The sequence below is a fragment of the Sanguibacter sp. TS_SC_8 genome, assembly GCF_055361235.1.
Genome location: NZ_CM143955.1, coordinates 1,800,743 through 1,816,964, shown reverse-complemented (window position 1 = coordinate 1,816,964; position 16,222 = coordinate 1,800,743). Strand labels below are relative to the sequence as shown.

General features: G+C 70.5%; 16 protein-coding genes. 6 read left to right on the top strand and 10 right to left on the bottom strand.

Annotation, left to right across the window (positions count from 1 at the left end):
* Positions 1 to 92 precede the first annotated feature (92 nt).
* From ACWA15_RS08230 to ACWA15_RS08205, 6 genes are all read right to left on the bottom strand, one after another.
* On the bottom strand, positions 93 to 911 hold the full coding sequence (locus ACWA15_RS08230; protein WP_464059108.1) for a TrmH family RNA methyltransferase: 819 nt from the start codon (positions 909 to 911) through the stop codon (positions 93 to 95).
* Between the two features lie 50 nt (positions 912 to 961).
* On the bottom strand, positions 962 to 3,043 hold the full coding sequence (locus tag ACWA15_RS08225) for an ABC transporter transmembrane domain-containing protein (RefSeq protein WP_464059107.1): 2,082 nt from the start codon (positions 3,041 to 3,043) through the stop codon (positions 962 to 964).
* Positions 3,040 to 4,773, bottom strand: coding sequence for an ABC transporter ATP-binding protein (locus tag ACWA15_RS08220; protein WP_464059105.1), 1,734 nt, complete (start codon positions 4,771 to 4,773; stop codon positions 3,040 to 3,042). The genes ACWA15_RS08225 and ACWA15_RS08220 overlap by 4 nt, the downstream gene beginning before the upstream one ends.
* 142 nt (positions 4,774 to 4,915) lie before the next feature.
* Positions 4,916 to 6,148: an SPFH domain-containing protein gene (locus ACWA15_RS08215; protein WP_464059104.1), complete on the bottom strand. Its 1,233-nt coding sequence runs from the start codon at positions 6,146 to 6,148 to the stop codon at positions 4,916 to 4,918.
* A gap of 94 nt (positions 6,149 to 6,242) precedes the next feature.
* Positions 6,243 to 6,707, bottom strand: coding sequence for an NfeD family protein (locus ACWA15_RS08210; RefSeq protein ID WP_464059102.1), 465 nt, complete (start codon positions 6,705 to 6,707; stop codon positions 6,243 to 6,245).
* A gap of 140 nt (positions 6,708 to 6,847) precedes the next feature.
* The gene (locus ACWA15_RS08205; protein WP_464059101.1) at positions 6,848 to 7,663 is read right to left on the bottom strand and encodes an ABC transporter ATP-binding protein; all 816 of its coding nucleotides are present in this window, start codon (positions 7,661 to 7,663) and stop codon (positions 6,848 to 6,850) included.
* Positions 7,664 to 7,735: 72 nt separating this feature from the next.
* Here ACWA15_RS08205 and ACWA15_RS08200 point away from each other — a divergent pair, with 72 nt between their 5' ends.
* Positions 7,736 to 8,596 (top strand): hypothetical protein, encoded by an 861-nt coding sequence (locus ACWA15_RS08200; RefSeq protein WP_464059100.1) that lies wholly within the window; start codon positions 7,736 to 7,738, stop codon positions 8,594 to 8,596.
* Between the two features lie 120 nt (positions 8,597 to 8,716).
* Here the strand turns inward: ACWA15_RS08200 and glgA are convergent, their stop codons facing one another.
* On the bottom strand, positions 8,717 to 9,937 hold the full coding sequence (glgA, locus tag ACWA15_RS08195) for a glycogen synthase (RefSeq protein ID WP_464059098.1): 1,221 nt from the start codon (positions 9,935 to 9,937) through the stop codon (positions 8,717 to 8,719).
* Positions 9,938 to 9,995: 58 nt separating this feature from the next.
* Between glgA and ACWA15_RS08190 the strand changes: the two genes are divergently transcribed.
* Together ACWA15_RS08190 and serB are read left to right on the top strand one after the other, a co-directional pair.
* Positions 9,996 to 11,234, top strand: a complete 1,239-nt coding sequence (locus ACWA15_RS08190) for a glucose-1-phosphate adenylyltransferase (protein WP_464059096.1) — start codon at positions 9,996 to 9,998, stop codon at positions 11,232 to 11,234.
* A 116-nt stretch (positions 11,235 to 11,350) separates the two neighbouring features.
* Positions 11,351 to 12,049, top strand: a complete 699-nt coding sequence (gene serB, locus ACWA15_RS08185; RefSeq protein ID WP_464059095.1) for a phosphoserine phosphatase SerB — start codon at positions 11,351 to 11,353, stop codon at positions 12,047 to 12,049.
* Between the two features lie 113 nt (positions 12,050 to 12,162).
* Here serB and ACWA15_RS08180 read toward each other — a convergent pair whose 3' ends face one another.
* From ACWA15_RS08180 to fabG, 3 genes are all read right to left on the bottom strand, one after another.
* The gene (locus tag ACWA15_RS08180; RefSeq protein WP_464059093.1) at positions 12,163 to 12,696 is read right to left on the bottom strand and encodes a SixA phosphatase family protein; all 534 of its coding nucleotides are present in this window, start codon (positions 12,694 to 12,696) and stop codon (positions 12,163 to 12,165) included.
* The gene (fabI, locus tag ACWA15_RS08175; RefSeq protein ID WP_464059091.1) at positions 12,693 to 13,460 is read right to left on the bottom strand and encodes an enoyl-ACP reductase FabI; all 768 of its coding nucleotides are present in this window, start codon (positions 13,458 to 13,460) and stop codon (positions 12,693 to 12,695) included. The genes ACWA15_RS08180 and fabI overlap by 4 nt, the downstream gene beginning before the upstream one ends.
* A gap of 160 nt (positions 13,461 to 13,620) precedes the next feature.
* On the bottom strand, positions 13,621 to 14,346 hold the full coding sequence (fabG, locus tag ACWA15_RS08170; protein WP_464059090.1) for a 3-oxoacyl-ACP reductase FabG: 726 nt from the start codon (positions 14,344 to 14,346) through the stop codon (positions 13,621 to 13,623).
* A gap of 262 nt (positions 14,347 to 14,608) precedes the next feature.
* Between fabG and ACWA15_RS08165 the strand changes: the two genes are divergently transcribed.
* Genes ACWA15_RS08165 through ACWA15_RS08155 form a run of 3 tightly spaced genes read left to right on the top strand, consistent with a single transcriptional unit; the run spans position 14,609 to position 16,189 of the window.
* Positions 14,609 to 14,983, top strand: coding sequence for a DUF3099 domain-containing protein (locus ACWA15_RS08165; RefSeq protein WP_464059089.1), 375 nt, complete (start codon positions 14,609 to 14,611; stop codon positions 14,981 to 14,983).
* Positions 14,976 to 15,221 (top strand): hypothetical protein, encoded by a 246-nt coding sequence (locus tag ACWA15_RS08160; protein ID WP_464059087.1) that lies wholly within the window; start codon positions 14,976 to 14,978, stop codon positions 15,219 to 15,221. The genes ACWA15_RS08165 and ACWA15_RS08160 overlap by 8 nt, the downstream gene beginning before the upstream one ends.
* Positions 15,222 to 15,229: 8 nt before the next feature.
* Positions 15,230 to 16,189 (top strand): SURF1 family cytochrome oxidase biogenesis protein, encoded by a 960-nt coding sequence (locus ACWA15_RS08155; protein ID WP_464059086.1) that lies wholly within the window; start codon positions 15,230 to 15,232, stop codon positions 16,187 to 16,189.
* Positions 16,190 to 16,222 lie beyond the last annotated feature (33 nt).

Below are 16,222 nucleotides of genomic sequence, written 5' to 3'. Positions count from 1 at the left end.
CCGTGGGAGAGTCGAGGATCCTCGGGGCCCTCGGTGCCGGTGCGCAGAGCAACCTGGAGCTGGAGGCGGTCCCATCCTCTAGACCGACGGAGCTACCGTGTCACGTAGAAGACGACGGCTGCGCTCGCCGCCACGTTCAACGAGTCCACTCCCCCAGCCATCGGGATCTTCACCACGGCATCCACAGCCGCCAGCGTCGCGTCACCGAGCCCGTGCCCCTCAGTCCCGAACACGAACGCGACCTTCTCGTTCCCCTGCCCCACGAACTCGTCCAGCGTCACCGAGTCGTCGCTGAGCGCCAGCGCCGCAACCGTGAACCCCGCCGCCTGCAGCTCGGCAATCCCCGCCGGCCAGCTCTCGATCCGCGTCCACGGCACCTGGAACACCGTCCCCATGCTCACCCGCACCGAGCGCCGGTACAGCGGGTCCGAGCAGCGCGGGGTGACGAGCACGGCGTCGACTCCCAACGCCGCGGCGCTGCGGAACGCGGCGCCGACGTTCGTATGGTCCACCACGTCCTCGAGGACGGCCACGCGCCGGGCGCCCTGGCCGTCGCGGGCGGCGGCCAGCAGCTCGGGGACCGAGACGAGCGGTGGGCGGTGCATGGCAGCGAGCGCGCCTCGGTGCAGGTGGAAGCCGGTGATCGCCTCGAGCATGGCCGGTTCACCGACGAAGACGGGGACGTCGGGCCATTGCGCGACGACGTCGGCCATCGAGTCGAGCCACTTGGCCGCCATGAAGAAGGACCGCGGCCGGTGCCCGGCGGCGAGAGCACGCCGGATGACCGTCGAGCTCTCCGCGATGAACAGCCCCTTCTCCGGTTCGCTCTTGGACCGCAGAACGATGTCGGTGAGGTTGATGTAGTCGGCAAGACGGTCGTCGGCAGCGTCAGTGATCGCGATGAGAGGCACGACCCTATTCTCCCCGCCCGCGCCCGCCGCCCTGACCAGCCGCTCCCGGCTCAGTCGACCTCGGCCACCGCGAACTGGCTCTCGTAGAGGTGCGCGTAGGCCCCGCCCGCGGCCAGCAAGGAGTCGTGGTCACCCTGCTCGACGATGTCACCGTGCTCCATCACGAGGATCACGTCGGCATCGCGGATCGTAGAGAGGCGGTGCGCGATGACAAAGCTCGTGCGACCCTGACGCAGCGCGTTCATCGCCTGCTGCACGAGCACCTCGGTGCGGGTGTCGACCGAGGACGTCGCCTCGTCGAGGATGAGGATCGCCGGGTCGGCCAGGAACGCCCGGGCGATGGTCAGCAGCTGCTTCTCCCCTGCGCTCACGCTGCCCCCCTCGGCGTCGAGCACCGTCTCGTAGCCGTCCGGCAATGTCCGCACGAACGGGTCGACGTGCGTGGCGACGGCGGCCTCGAGCAGGCGTTCGGCGGTCACCTCCCTGGTCGTCCCGTACCGGATGTTGTCCGCGATCGTGCCGTTGAACAGCCACGTGTCCTGGAGCACCATGCCGATGTTGGAGCGCAGGTCGTCCCGGGTCATCGCGGCGATGTCCACGCCGTCGAGCGTGATCCGCCCCGCGCTCACCTCATAGAAGCGCATGAGCAGGTTGACCAGGGTCGTCTTCCCGGCACCGGTCGGCCCCACGATCGCGATCGTCTGCCCCGGCTCGGCCACGAGGGAGAGCGAGGTGATGAGCGGCACCTCGGGGCTGTACCTGAAGGCCACGTCCTCGAAGGCGACACGACCGCGCACCGACGGCAGCCGCTGAGGGTCCACCGGGTCGGGGCTCTGCTCCGGCGCGTCGAGCAGCTCGAAGACCCGCTCGACCGAGGCCACCCCGGACTGCAGCAGGTTCATCATCGAGGCGACCTGCGTGATCGGCTGGGTGAACTGGCGCGAGTACTGGATGAACGCCTGCACGTCACCGAGGGTCATCGTCCCCGACGCCACCCGCAACCCGCCGACGACCGCGACGACGACGTAGTTGAGGTTCGCGATGAAACCCATCGCCGGCTGGATGATCCCGGAGATGAACTGGGCCTTGAAGCTCGACTCGTACAGCGCGGCGTTCTCCACCTGGAAGGTCTCGATCGCACCGCGCTGGTGACCGAACACCTTGACCAGCGCGTGCCCGGAGTACATCTCCTCCACGTGCGCGTTGATCGTCCCGGTCGCGGCCCACTGCTTGATGAACTGCGGCTGGGAGCGCTTGGCGATGGCCGCGGTGACCAGGACCGACAGCGGCACCGTCACCAGCGCCACGACGGCCAGCAGCGGGGAGATCCAGAACATCATCCCGAGCACCCCGACGATCGTCAGGATCGCGGTGACCAGCTGGGACAGGGTCTGCTGGAGCGTCTGGGCGACGTTGTCGATGTCGTTGGTCACCCGGGAGAGCACCTCCCCGCGCTGCTGGCGGTCGAAGTAGCTCAGCGGCAGCCGGTTGATCTTCGCCTCCACCTGCGCGCGCAGGTCGAGCACCGTGTTCTGCACGACGATCGCCGTGATCCGGCCCTGCATCCACCCGAAGAGGAAGGAGCCGACGTACACGGCGATCACCACGAAGAGCACGTTGCGCAGCGCGGCGGTGTCCAGGCCCTGCCCCGGGGTGAACGTCATCCCGGAGAGCAGATCGGCGAGCTTGTCCTGGCCGGAGGCCCGCAGACCCGCGATCACCTGGTCCTGGGTCTGCCCGGCCGGGAACTGGGCGCTCGTGGCACCTTCGAAGATGAGGTTCGTCGCGGTCCCGAGCAGCTTGGGCCCCAGGACGGAGAGCGTCACCGCGACCACTGCGAGCACCGTCACGGCGACCACGCGCACCCGTTCAGGCCGCAGGTACCCGGCGAACCGGCGCAGCGACCCGGTGAAGTTCATGGCCTTCTCGGTGGGCATCCCCATCCCGCCCATCGGCCCGCGGCCACCGGGGCCGCCTGGTCCCTTCGCCCCGCGGATCACCGCGGCGGTGTCGGGCTTCTGGGCTGGTCCCCCGCCCTGGGGGGCGGGCTCGCCCTGGGGGGTGGGCTCGCCCTGGGGGGTGGGCTCGCCCTGGGGGGTGGGCTCGCCCTGGGGGGTGCGGTCGGGGCTCATGCTGCCTCCTCGGCAGACAGCTGGGAGGAGACGATCTCCTGGTAGGTCTGGCAGTCGGCGAGCAGCTCGGTGTGCGTCCCCTGCCCCACGATCCGCCCCTGGTCGAGCACGATGATCTTCTCCGCGGTCCGGATGGTCGCCACCCGTTGGGCGACGACGATCATCGTCGAGTCCTTGGTCCGCGGTGCCAGCGCCCGGCGCAGGGCCGCGTCCGTGGCGTAGTCGAGGGCGGAGAAGGAGTCGTCGAAGAGGACGATCCGCGGGCTGCGGATGATCGCCCGGGCGATCGCCAGGCGCTGGCGCTGCCCGCCGGAGAAGTTCGTACCGCCCTGGGAGACCGGTGTGTCGAGCCCGTCGGCGAGCTCGGCGACGAACGTCCGGGCCTGCGCGACGTCGAGCGCATCCCACATCTGCTCGGGCGTCGCGCCCTCGAGGCCGAAGGCGAGGTTGGAGCGAATCGTCCCGGAGAACAGGAAGGGCTTCTGCGGCACCATCCCGATGGTCGCCCACAGGTCCTGCCCGGCCGCGCTGCGGACGTCGACGCCGTCGACGCTGACCGTGCCCCCGGTCGCGTCGAAGAGTCGCGGGATGAGGTTCATCACGGTGGTCTTGCCCGAGCCCGTCGACCCGATGATGGCGGTGGTCTCCCCCGGTTCGGCAGTGAAGGTCAGCGCGGAGAGCACCGGGTCCTGGGCTCCGGGGTAGCGGAACTCGACGTCGGTGAAGGCCACCCGGCCGGCGACCTGAGGCAGCGGGATCGGGTCGAGCGCCTCGACGACGGAGGACTCGGTGTCCAGCACCTCCGTGATGCGCTCAGCCGAGACGGCCGCGCGGGGCACCATCATGAAGATCATCGTGGACATCATGACGGCCATGAGGATGTACATGATGTAGCTGAGGAAGGCGGTGAGCGCCCCGATCTGCATCTCGCCGGAGCTGATCCGCAGCCCGCCGAACCACATGATGGACACGCTCGAGAGGTTCATCACGAGCATGACCACCGGGAACATCAGGGCCATGAGCTTGCCCACGCGCAGCGACGTCTCGTAGAGCTCGCTGTTGGCCACCTCGAAGCGTTCCTCCTCGTGCCGCTCGCGGACGAAGGCGCGGATCACCCGGATCCCGGTGATCTGCTCACGCAGCACGGAGTTGATCCGGTCGATGCGCTTCTGCATGGCGCGGAAGGAGGGGACCATCCGCGCCACGATGAGCGCCACGGTGATCCCGAGCACCGGGATGATGACGACGAGCAGCGCGGAGAGCCCCACGTCCTGCTGCAGGGCCATGACGATGCCACCGACGAGCATGATCGGGGCCATGACCATGATGGTCAGTCCGAGCATGACGACCATCTGCACCTGCTGGACGTCGTTGGTCGTGCGGGTGATCAGTGACGGAGCGCCGAAGGTGGCCACGTCCTGCCCGGAGAACCGCTGGACGTTCGTGAACAGTGCCTCCCGGACGTCGCGTCCGAAGCCCATCGCGGCCCGCGCGCCGAAGTACACGGCGACGACGGCGCAGAGGATCTGCCCCAGGCTCACCGCGAGCATCAGCGCGCCGATGCGGAAGATGTAGGCGGTGTCGCCCTGGGTGACGCCGTTGTCGATGATGTCGGCGTTCAGGCTCGGCAGGTAGAGCGAGGCGATGGTCTGCGCGAGCTGCAGCACGATCACGAGGACCAGTGCCCTGCGGTAGGGCGCCAGATACGTCTTGAGCAGCGTGAGGAGCATGGGGGTTCCGTTGTCGGGGAGACGGAGACAGGGCCACACGCCCTGGCTGACGAGCGGTCAGAAAGCGACCGATGGCCAGCCTACGACGTGTGACCCTGTCGACGCGCTCACCTAGGGTGCGAGCCGCCGTGCCGGTGACCGGCTACGGCTGGTTGCGCTCGTCGGGCGTCTCAGGCTGCTGCGGCACAGGCGGGGCGAAACGCCCGCCCTCGGTGCCCAGGGTCCGGGGCACGGGCGGCATGAGCGGCCCGGCTCCGTGGCTGCCGCTGGGGCTCTGGCCGGCCTCGCGGGCGGGGTCGAAGGGCGCACCGGACTGGGTACCCGCGCTCGTCGCGTCCGCGGTCGCCGCCTCGGCGAGGCGACGGGCCTCGGCGAGCGCCTGCGTCGGATCCTCCAGAGCGGGCTTGAGCGTCGTCTTGGACCGTTCGCGGCGCGCCGCGACGGACTCCTCCGAGGTCTCCTCGCCGCCCGCGCTCTCGGGGCCGCCGACGATCCCGCCGAACCCCTTGGTGATCGAGTCGAGCGCGGCGGTGAACTCCGCCGGCACGATCCACATCTTCGAGGACTGGCCGTTGGCGATCTGCGGGAGCATCTGCAGGTACTGGTAGGCGAGCAGCTTGGGGGTCGCGTCACCCTCGTGGATGGCGTCGAAGACCTGGAGGATGGCGCGGGCCTCACCCTCGGCGGTGAGGATCGCGGCCTGGGCAGAGCCCTCGGCGCGCAGGATCGCGGCCTGCTTCTCGCCCTCGGCCGTGAGGATCTGGGACTGCTTGAACCCCTCGGCGGTGAGGATGACCGCGCGGCGGTCACGCTCGGCGCGCATCTGCTGCTCCATCGAGCCCTGGATGGACTGGGGCGGGTCGATCGACTTGAGCTCGACCCGGTTGACGCGGATGCCCCAGCGGCCGGTCGCCTCGTCGAGCACCCCACGGAGCTGGCCGTTGATCTGGTCACGGCTGGTCAGCGTCTGCTCGAGGTCCATGGACCCGATGACGTTGCGCAGCGTGGTCACGGTGAGCTGCTCGATCGCCGTGATGTAGTTGGCGATCTCGTAGACGGCCGACTTCGGGTCGGTGACCTGGAAGTAGAGCACCGTGTCGATGCTCACGACGAGGTTGTCGGAGGTGATGACCGGCTGCGGCGGGAAGGAGACGACCTGCTCACGCAGGTCGACCCCGGCGCGCACCTTGTCCACGAAGGGGATGAGGAAGTGCATCCCGGCGTCGAGGGTGCGCGAGTACCGACCCAGACGCTGGACGATCAGCGCCACCGTCTGTGGCACGACCTTGACCGCGCGGGTCAGCGCGATGATGAAGAACAGGGCGATCAGCCCCGCGATGACGATGCCGATGATCTGCCCACTGTCTTCAGGCATGTGTGGTCCTCTCGCTCAGGTGCGTGGGTGCTGCAAGACAAACGATGGTGGCCGGGCGCCCCAGCGTGGCGGAGCGCACGGTCGGGGCGCACGGTCAGGCGAGCGCGGCAGGCCCGGTGGAGGTGTTCTTCGACGTCGCTGCCTCGACCACAGCCGTGGCGCCGTCGATGCGCACGACCCGCACGTCGGTCCCCACCGGGAACCGCTGGCCGCCGGCGGACCGGGCGGTCCACACCTCGCCGAAGAGCTTGATCCGGCCGCCGTCCTCGGTCACCTCGGCGACGACGACGGCGCTCCGCCCCACCTGCGCGGAGATGTTCGTCTCGGTCAGGGGCGTGCGGTGGCGCAGGTACTTGAGCAGCCACGGGCGCAGCGCGAAGAGCAGCAGCGTCGAGACGATGCCGAACACGAGGATCTGCACGATGAGCCCGGCGCCGAGGAGGCTGGCGAGCCCGGCGGCGATCGCACCCCCGGCGAACATGATGAGGACCAGGTCGAGGGAGACCATCTCGATGACGACAAGAAGGAATGCCGCGCTGATCCACCAGTACCAGTCCATGACTGTCTCCATTCAAGTCGCCCTTGGCTTTACCTGAACTTTACCCTATTCCTGCGGGGTTGAGAATCCTCGGCGCGCCCGGACGGCAACCCGTGTCATCGATCTGACCTGCGTCGACACAGCACGGCGTCGGTCGTCTCTCAGCTTGAGTGACCGCCTGAGCGCGGTGCGCTCTGGGCTGCCCGCGCCGACCACCGGTCACCGCTGCGGGTGACCTCCAGGTCGAGGCCGAAGGCCGCTGAGAGGTGGGTGTCGGTGAGGACCTCCTCGACCGGACCGGCGATGTGGATCCCGCCGTCGCGCATGAGCATCACGTGCGTGAAGCCCGGCGGGATCTCCTCGACGTGGTGCGTGACGAGCACGAGGACCGGGGACTTCGGGTAGGCCGCGAGCTCGGCGAGGGCGCCGACGAGCTCCTCGCGACCGCCCAGGTCCAGCCCGGCGGCCGGTTCGTCGAGGAGGAGCAGCTCGGGGTCGGTCATCAGGGCGCGGGCGATCTGGACGCGCTTGCGCTCCCCCTCGCTCAGCGTGCCGAAGCGCCGCCCAGCCAGGTGCGCGACACCGAAGGCGGCGAGCAGGTCGGCCGCGCGGGCCTGATCGAGCTCCTCGTACGGCTCGCGCCAGCGGCCGGTGACCGCGTAGGCGGCCGTCAGCACGACGTCGGAGACGATCTCGGACGCCGGGATGCGGTCGGCGAGGGCCGCGCTGGCCAAGCCGATGCGCGGGCGCAGCTCGAAGACGTCCACGCGGCCCAGCTGGGAGCCGAGGATGCTGGCCGTGCCGGCCGTGGGGTGCATCCGCGCGGACGCGATCTGCAGCAGGGTGGTCTTCCCGGCGCCGTTGCGCCCGAGGACGACCCACCTCTCCCCCTCGGCGACCTGCCACGACACGTCATCGAGGATGTTCTTCTCACCACGGCGGACAGAAACGTTGTTCAGGTCAAGAACCCAGGTCATGGCTTCAGACCCTATCGGCATCCGGGCACCCGCGTGGACAGACACGGCGACCGGCGTAGTTTTGGGTGCGTGATGTCGCCTACTCCTTCTCACCCCGCCCGCGACCGGCCCTCACGGGACCCCGGGGCCGTCCTCCCGCGGTCGGCGTCCCTGGCCGCGTGGCTGTGGGCCGGCGCGCCCGACGAGCGCTCGGCCACGGCCGCCCTGCGGGTCGTCATGCACGACGACGAGCCGCACGAGCTGCGCGGCGAGCTGCCGCCGGCGCTGACCGTGGGGAGCCTCGCCTCGCTCTTCCACCTGTGGTCGGGGCGGGTGGAGGCCGCGGTCGCCCTCTTCCCCGGACCGGGCGACGCGATGGGCGCCCCGGCGGGGATCAGCGCCGAGGCCATCGAAGCCGAGGAATGCGTGCTGGTGACGGTGCGCGCGGGCGGGAGCAGCGCGGGTGGGAGCAGCGCCGTCGAGCACTGGGCGCTCGCGCCCGACGTCGAGCCCTTTGGCAGCGTGCTCGAGCCCGGGTTCTTCGTCACGTGGGACGTGGTGCGCATCGATGCGTGGGAGAACCGGGCCCTGGGGACGGTCGGTGCGCTCGGAGACGCGGAGCGTCAGCTGCAGCGCGGCCTGCGCGAGGCCACCGAGGCATTGATGGAGCTCGATGTCTCGCGCTGGCGCGACGCCGCAGGTGAGGCCATCTCGGCGTTGCGCGAGGTCGTGGACCTGCGCCCGTACCTGCCGCCCACCCTGGACCCGCGCCGCTCGCACGTCTTCCAGTCCGCGGCGCGGCTGCGGGCGATCGTCGACCTGGCCACCGAGGACGACGGCGGCGCGATCAACCTCTGGCAGGCCGACCAGCGCTCGACCGCCCTGCGCGAGGTCGACCGGATCGCCCGCCGCGCGATGTCCGCAGCCACCCTCCACACCCCCCAAGCCCCCTAACCCCGCCCCCGTCCCCAACCCCGTCCGCTGAGTGCACGATTCTGTACGCGACGCGCCGGGGCGACACGCGCATTTTCGTACACCCAGCGAGGGGCGGAGGGGTGGGGTTGAGGTGGGGCGTCAGGGGGTGGGGAGGACCGAGCGGTAGACCTCGACGGTGCGGTCGGCGATGGCGTCCCAGGCGAAGTGGTCCTCGACGCGCTGGCGGGCGGCGGCGCCCATCTGGGCGGCCCGGGCCGGGTCGCTGACCACGGCGACGAGCGCCGCGACGAGGTCGGAGACGAACTTCTCCGGATCGGTCGGCGTGCCGGTGCCGTCCTGGGCCTGGTCGATCGGCACCAGCAGGCCGGTCACACCGTCGTCGACCACCTCGGGGATACCACCGGTCGCGCTGCCGACCACCGGCAGCCCGACGGCCATCGCCTCAAGGTTGACGATGCCCAGCGGCTCGTAGACCGAGGGGCAGACGAAGACCGTCGAGGCGGCCAGGACCGCGACGAGATCGGGACGCGGCAGCATCTCCTCGATCCACACCACGCCGGTGCGCTTGCGGGAGAGCTCGGCGACGGCGTCGGCCACCTCGGCGGCGATCTCGGGGGTGTCCGGGGCGCCGGCGCACAGGATGAGCTGGACCTCGGCGGGCAGCCGCTCGGCCGCCTGCAGCAGGTACGGCAACCCCTTCTGGCGGGTGATCCGTCCGACGAAGACGACTGCGGGACGCTCGGGGTCGATCCCCAGCGCCCGCACGACGGCGTCACCGCGCTCGGCCTCGGCGCCCACGGGGCGCCGCCAGCCGTCGAGGTCGATGCCGTTGTGCACGACGTGCACCTTGGCCGGGTCGACGTTCGGGTAGGACCGCAGGATGTCGCGGCGCATGCCGGCGCTCACCGCGATGACCGCCGCAGCACCCTCGTAGGCGGTCTGCTCGGCCCAGCTGGACAGGGCGTACCCGCCGCCGAGCTGCTCGGCCTTCCACGGGCGCAGCGGCTCGAGGGAGTGCGCCGAGATCACGTGCGGGATCCCGTGCAGCAGGCCGGCCAGGTGCCCGGCCAGGTTGGCGTACCAGGTGTGGGAGTGCACGAGGTCGGCTCCGGCCACGTCGTCGGCCATCGCCAGGTCCACCCCGAAGGTGGACAGGACCGAGTTCGCGCCGCTGAGCTCGGCGGGCGGGGCGTAGCCGGTCACGCCCTCGACCGCGTCGGCGCCGCTGCGGGGTCCGTCGAAGCACCGCACGCGCACATCCATGCGGGAGCGCAGCACGGCGGACAGCTCGGCGACATGAACGCCGGCTCCTCCGTAGACGAACGGGGGGTACTCACGTGTCAACAGATCGATTCTCACGGTCGACACGGTAGCGCGTCTTCATGCAAACCGAGTCCTTCGGATCTAAGGTCGTGACATGGCAGCCCCCAAAGTTCTCGCGATCGTCCTCGCTGGTGGCGAAGGCAACCGACTCAAGCCGCTGACGGCACACCGTGCCAAGCCCGCCGTACCCTTCGGTGGGATCTACCGGCTCGTCGACTTCGCCCTCTCCAACCTCGTCAACTCCCACTACCTGCACATCGTCGTGCTCACCCAGTACAAGTCCCACAGCCTCGACCGTCACATCTCCAAGACGTGGCGGATGTCCGCGCTGCTCGGCAACTACGTCGCCCCCGTCCCCGCACAGCAGCGGGTCGGCAAGCACTGGTACCTGGGCTCCGCGGACGCGATCTACCAGTGCCTGAACATCATCGAGGACGAGCGTCCCGACATCGTCGTCGTCGTCGGTGCGGACCACGTGTACCGCATGGACTTCTCTCAGATGGTGGACGCCCACATCGCCTCCGGCGCGGAGATGACGGTCGCCGGCATCCGCCAGCCGATCGCCCTCGCCACGGAGTTCGGTGTCATCGACACCATGCCCGACGACGCGACGAAGATCCGCGCCTTCCTCGAGAAGCCGGTGAACCCGGTGGGGCTGTCCGACTCCCCCGGTGAGATCCTCGCCTCGATGGGCAACTACGTCATCAACGCCGACGCGCTCGTGGAAGCCGTCACCAAGGACTCCGAGGACACGAACTCCCGCCACGACATGGGCGGGGACATCGTCCCGTACTTCGTCGACCGCGGGACCGCCGGGGTCTACGACTTCATCCGCAACGACGTCCCCGGGTCCACCGACCGCGACCGCGACTACTGGCGCGACGTCGGGACGATCGACTCCTACTACGACGCCAACAAGGACCTCATCGCGGTCACCCCGGTGTTCAACCTCTACAACTCCCAGTGGCCCCTGCACACCGGCTACGTCGGGCTCCCGCCGGCGAAGTTCGTGCACGCCGGCGCCGGGCGGCTGGGGCACGCAGCCGACTCGATCGTCTCCCCGGGTGTGCTCATCTCCGGTGCGACGGTCGTCGGCTCGGTCCTCTCCCCCGGGGTGCACCTGCACTCCTGGGCTGCGGTCTCCGACTCGGTCCTCCTCGACGACGTCAAGGTCCACCGCCACGCCCAGGTCCACCGGGCGATCATCGACAAGAACGTCATCATCCACGAGCGTGCCCGCGTCGGTCTCAACGCCGACGAGGACCGCGCCCGCGGCTTCACGGTGACCGAGTCGGGCATCACGGTCGTCCCCAAGGGCACCATCGTCGAGTGACGACGCCGCGGGACGTGTCCCGTCCGGACCCGGCAGCAGGCGCAGGCCCGCTGCCGGGTCCGGTGTGCGTCTGGGGGCCGTCCGGTGAGCGTCCGGGGTCCGTCTAGGCTTGACGGGTGACCCCACCGCAGCCCCTCACCGCGTCCACGCCCACACCGATCCCGTCGCCGGGCCCGCGACGCCTCGTGGTGATGGACGTCGACTCCACGCTCATCTCCCAGGAGGTCATCGAGCTCATCGCCGCGCATGCGGGCACCGAGGAGCTCGTCACGGAGATCACCGAGCGTGCCATGCGCGGCGAGCTCGACTTCGCCGAGTCGCTGCGCGAGCGGGTCGCCACCCTCGCCGGGCTCCCGGTCAGCGTGCTCGACGTCGTCCGCGCCCGGGCGACGTTCACCCCCGGGGCCCGCGAGCTCGTCGCGGAGTGTCACCGTCGCGGTTGGACCGTCGCGCTCGTCTCAGGCGGCTTCGAGGAGATCGTCGCCGACCTGGCCGCCGAGCTGGGGATCTCGACCTTCCGCGCCAACCGCCTCGAGGTGTCCGGCGACCAGCTCACCGGCCGGACCACCGGCCAGGTGGTCGACCGCGCGTACAAGGCGCAGTGCCTGCGCGAGTTCGCCGCCGCGGAGGGCGTCGCGATGGAGCACACGGTCGCGATCGGGGACGGCGCCAACGACCTCGACATGATCCACGCGGCCGGGATCGGGATCGCCTTCGCGGCGAAGCCCGTCGTCCGGGCTCAGGCGCCGTTCAGCGTCGACGGCCCCCGCCTGGACGCCGTCCTGGAGATCATCGACGCCCAGCAGCCGGCGTAGCCGGACCGGACCCGCGCGCGACGCGCCCCCCACCCACGAGAGCCCCCACCCGCAAGAGCAGGGCCCCGGCGACCACTGGTCACCGGGGCCCTGCTCCACGCTGCGGGCGTGGTCTAGACGTGCGGGCGGTCCAGCATCGCCAGGACCGCGCTGCGCCTGGTCCAGCCGTCCCAGGCCGCGTGCGACTCGAGCACCGCGTACGCCGCCGTCGGCATGCCGACCTGCACCTGGGCGAGGGCCGCCGGGTCGGACCCGGGCCCGGCCAGGTGCGCCGCGACCGCCGACATGGCCGGTTCGTGCCCGACGACGAGCACCGTGCGGACCCGCGGGTCCACCGCGGCCACCAGGGAGAGGATCTCCGACGCACCGGCGGTGTAGACACCCGTGGTGATGGTCGCCTCAGGCTCGGAGTCACCCAGCCCCACCTTGAGCAGATCCCAGGTCTGGCGGGTCCGGACCGCGTCGGAGCACAGCACCAGCTCAGGCACGACGTCGGCATCGAGCAGCGCCGGACCGATCCGGCTCGCCTGCTTGCGGCCGAGCAGAGCGAGCGGGCGCAGCACGTCCGCGACCGATCCGGCCGGCTCCGCCTTGGCATGGCGCAGCAGCACCAGCCGCCGCATGACCTGGGTCGAGGTCAAGGTCACATCCCCATCGCGTGGACGCCACCGTCCACGTGCACGATCTCGCCCGTGGTCGCCGGGAACCAGTCGGACAGCAGAGCAGCGACGGCACGCGCGGTCGGCTCGGGATCGGTCATGTCCCAGCCGAGCGGGGCCCGCTCGGGCCAGCCGTTCTCCATCTTCGCGAAGCCGGGGATCGACTTGGCCGCCGTGGTGCGGATCGGGCCGGCCGAGACCAGGTTGACCCGGATGCCCTCGGGGCCCAGGTCACGGGCCAGGTAGCGCGACGTCGACTCGAAGGCCGCCTTGGCGACACCCATCCAGTCGTAGACCGGCCAGGCGAAGCTCGCGTCGAAGGTGAGGCCGACGATCGAGCCTCCCGAGGACAGCAGCGGCCGGGCAGCCACCGCGAGGGACTTGAGCGAGAAGGCGGAGACCTGGAGCGCGGTCGCGACGTCGGCCCACTCCCCCGAGAGGAAGTTGCCACCCATGACGGACTGCGGGGCGAAACCGATCGAGTGCACCACACCGTCGAGGTGGTCGGTGTGCTCACGCACGCGACCCTCGAGGGCAGCCAGGTCGTCGGTGTTCGTGATGTCCAGCTCGATCACCGGCGCCGACGCCGGCAGGCGCTTGGCGATCGCCTGGGTCAGGCGGAGCTGCCGCCCGAAGGAGGTCAGGATGACCTCGGCACCTTCCAGCTGCGCGAGCCGCGCGACGTGGAACGCGATCGACTGGTCGGTGAGCACTCCGGTCACGAGCAACTTCTTGCCTTCAAGCAGGCCCATCGTCTTCCTTTCGTCAGGTGGGTGGGGGTCACGCACCGGACCCCCACGGCGGCAGGCCCCCGACGAGCGGTGGGCCTGCCGATGACACTACGTGCTTCACGTGCGGCGGGTGCAGCACGAGAACAACTGGTCAGCGATTCTCGCCGACCTACGGTGCTTGTCAGTGACCCATCCCGAGGCCACCGTCGACCGGCACCACCGCGCCGGAGATGTATCCAGCATCAGCGGAGGCGAGGAACTGCACAACACCTGCGACCTCGTCGGGCTGAGCGAACCGTCCGGCCGGGATCGCGGCCTTGTAGGCCGCCTGACGCTCCGGCGGCAGCTCGGCCGTCATGGCCGTGTCGATGAAGCCCGGGGCGACGACGTTCGCGGTGATGCCACGACCGCCGAGCTCACGGGTGATCGAGCGGGCCATGCCCACCAGCGCCGCCTTGGAGGCGGAGTAGTTGACCTGGCCGGCGCCACCGTAGAGGCCGACGACCGAGGAGATGAGGATGATCCGGCCGTGGCGCATGCGGATCATGCCCTTGGACGCCCTGCGCACGCAGCGGAAGGTCCCGGTGAGGTTGACGTCGATGACGCTCTCGAACTCCTCGTCGCTCATCCGCATGAGGAGCTGGTCGCGGGTCACGCCCGCATTCGCCACGAGCACCTCGACCGGGCCGAGCTCGGCCTCGATCGTGGTGAAGGCAGCGTCGACCGCGGCGGTGTCCGTGACGTCGGCGACCACGCCGAGCACGCCGTCGGGCAGGTCGCCGCTGCGGTAGATGGTGGCGACCCGGTCGCCACCGGCGACGAAGCGCTCGGCGATCGCGCGGCCGATGCCGCGGTTCGCACCGGTCACCAGCACCACGCGTCCTGCGTTGGTGGATTCCTCAGCCACGGGTCCTCCTCGTTCACTGTTCGTGTCTGTGCACCCGGGCCGGACAGTGCCCGACAGGGCAGGCCAGGACAGCACATGTGTGGAAAACGGTAGTCGACCCGCGGGCGGGCCCGCGCGCAGGAATCATCACGTGCACACGTCCGGACTAGTGGGAACCCTACAGACATTCGGGCCGTCCGGCCCTCGACCAGGCCGCCCGCGCGCCGTCGCAGGTCCCGAGCGTGGCCCTCGTCACAGCCGGGGGGACGCGTAAACTCAAGGAGTGAAGACTCGTGGCTCGAAGGGGCTCAGGCGTTCCCGCCAGCCCTCTGGGGCCCCGGCGGAGCAGGTCCACCGCATCACCACCGCGGCGGACTCGCTCCACGACGACCAGGCGCGACGCACGCGGCGGTACCTGATCCAGATGGGGATCCGGCTGGTCTGCATCATCGCGGCGGTGTTCGCGGACGGGATCCTCATGTGGCTGCTGCTCGCCGGAGCGATCGTGCTCCCCTACATCGCGGTCATCGAGGCGAACGCGGGCCGCGACAAGCGTGATCTCGGCGACCCGCTGATGGAGTACCGACAGCTTCCCGTCGCGCCCGTCCCGCCGCCGACGACCTCACCTCAACCATCCTCGGGAGAACCTCATGACTGACCTGCTCGGGCTCGCCGACCCAATCACGGACGACCTCGTGTGCAGCGGAAAGGGGTGCCCCCAGCAGGCCGTGTGGGGTCTGCTGTGGAACAACCCGAAGATCCACACCCCCCAGCGGCGCAAGGTCTGGCTGGCCTGCGACGAGCACCGTGAGCACCTCGAGACCTTCCTCGGCGCCCGCGGCTTCCTCCAGGGCACCGTCCCGGTAGGCGACCTCGAGCAGCAGAGCCAACCGTGAGCAGTGGCGTGACCAGCAGTGCGGGAGTCGGCGCCACGCTGCGCACGACAGGGGGACGCACCACCACCCAGTGGGTCGCCCTCGGACTCGGCGTGGCGGTCCTCGTGGTGGGCTGCGTCTTCGCCGGGCGGTGGCAGTGGAACCGGCACGTGGCTCGCGACGCGGCGATCACGATCATCCAGGAGAACTACTCGGCCGAGCCGGTCCCCCTCACCGAGGTGCTGCCCGAGGCAGGTGCCACCGTGGACGAGCGCGACGTGTGGCGTCAGGTGTCGATCCACGGGCACTACCTGCCCGAGGCCACCGTGCTGCTGCGCAACCGGCCCGTCGACAAGCAGGCGACCTTCCACGTCCTCGTGCCCTTCGTCACCGACCAGGGCACGGTCCTCGTGGTCAACCGCGGGTGGCTGCCCTACGGCCGCGACAGCGCCGAGCCCGACTCGGTGCCGGCTCCCCCGGAGGGCGAGGTCGACGTCGTCGTCCGGCTCCGCGCCGACGAGCCCGCCGCGGACAACGGCGCCCCCGACGGCCAGGTCCAGGCGATCAGCACCGCCCAGGTGCTTGCCGCCGGACCGGACGGCGACGCCTGGGCGCAAGGACTCACCTACGGCGCCTACGGGGCGCTCGCCTCGGAGACGCCCGCTCCGCCGGAGTCCACCCGCCCGCTGCCCACGCCGGACACCGACCCGCGCTCGCACCTGTCGTACGCGTTCCAGTGGTGGGTCTTCGCCCTCGGCGGCGTCGGCGGCTTCATCCTGCTCGTGGTGCGGGAGCGACGCGAGAACACCCTCACGGCGCTCGGCGGGCTGGCGCACCCCTTCGACCCGGTCGAGGCCGACTCGTCAGCCGTGGCAGGGGCGACCGGACCCCGAGCGGCGGGCTCGCCCGCTGGCCGGCGCAGCGCGGCGCGTCAGCCCACGCCCGAGGAGATCGAAGACTCCCTCATCGAAACCCGCAGCGGGCGATAGCTGCACCGACCCGCAGCGGCTGCGACCGGCCGC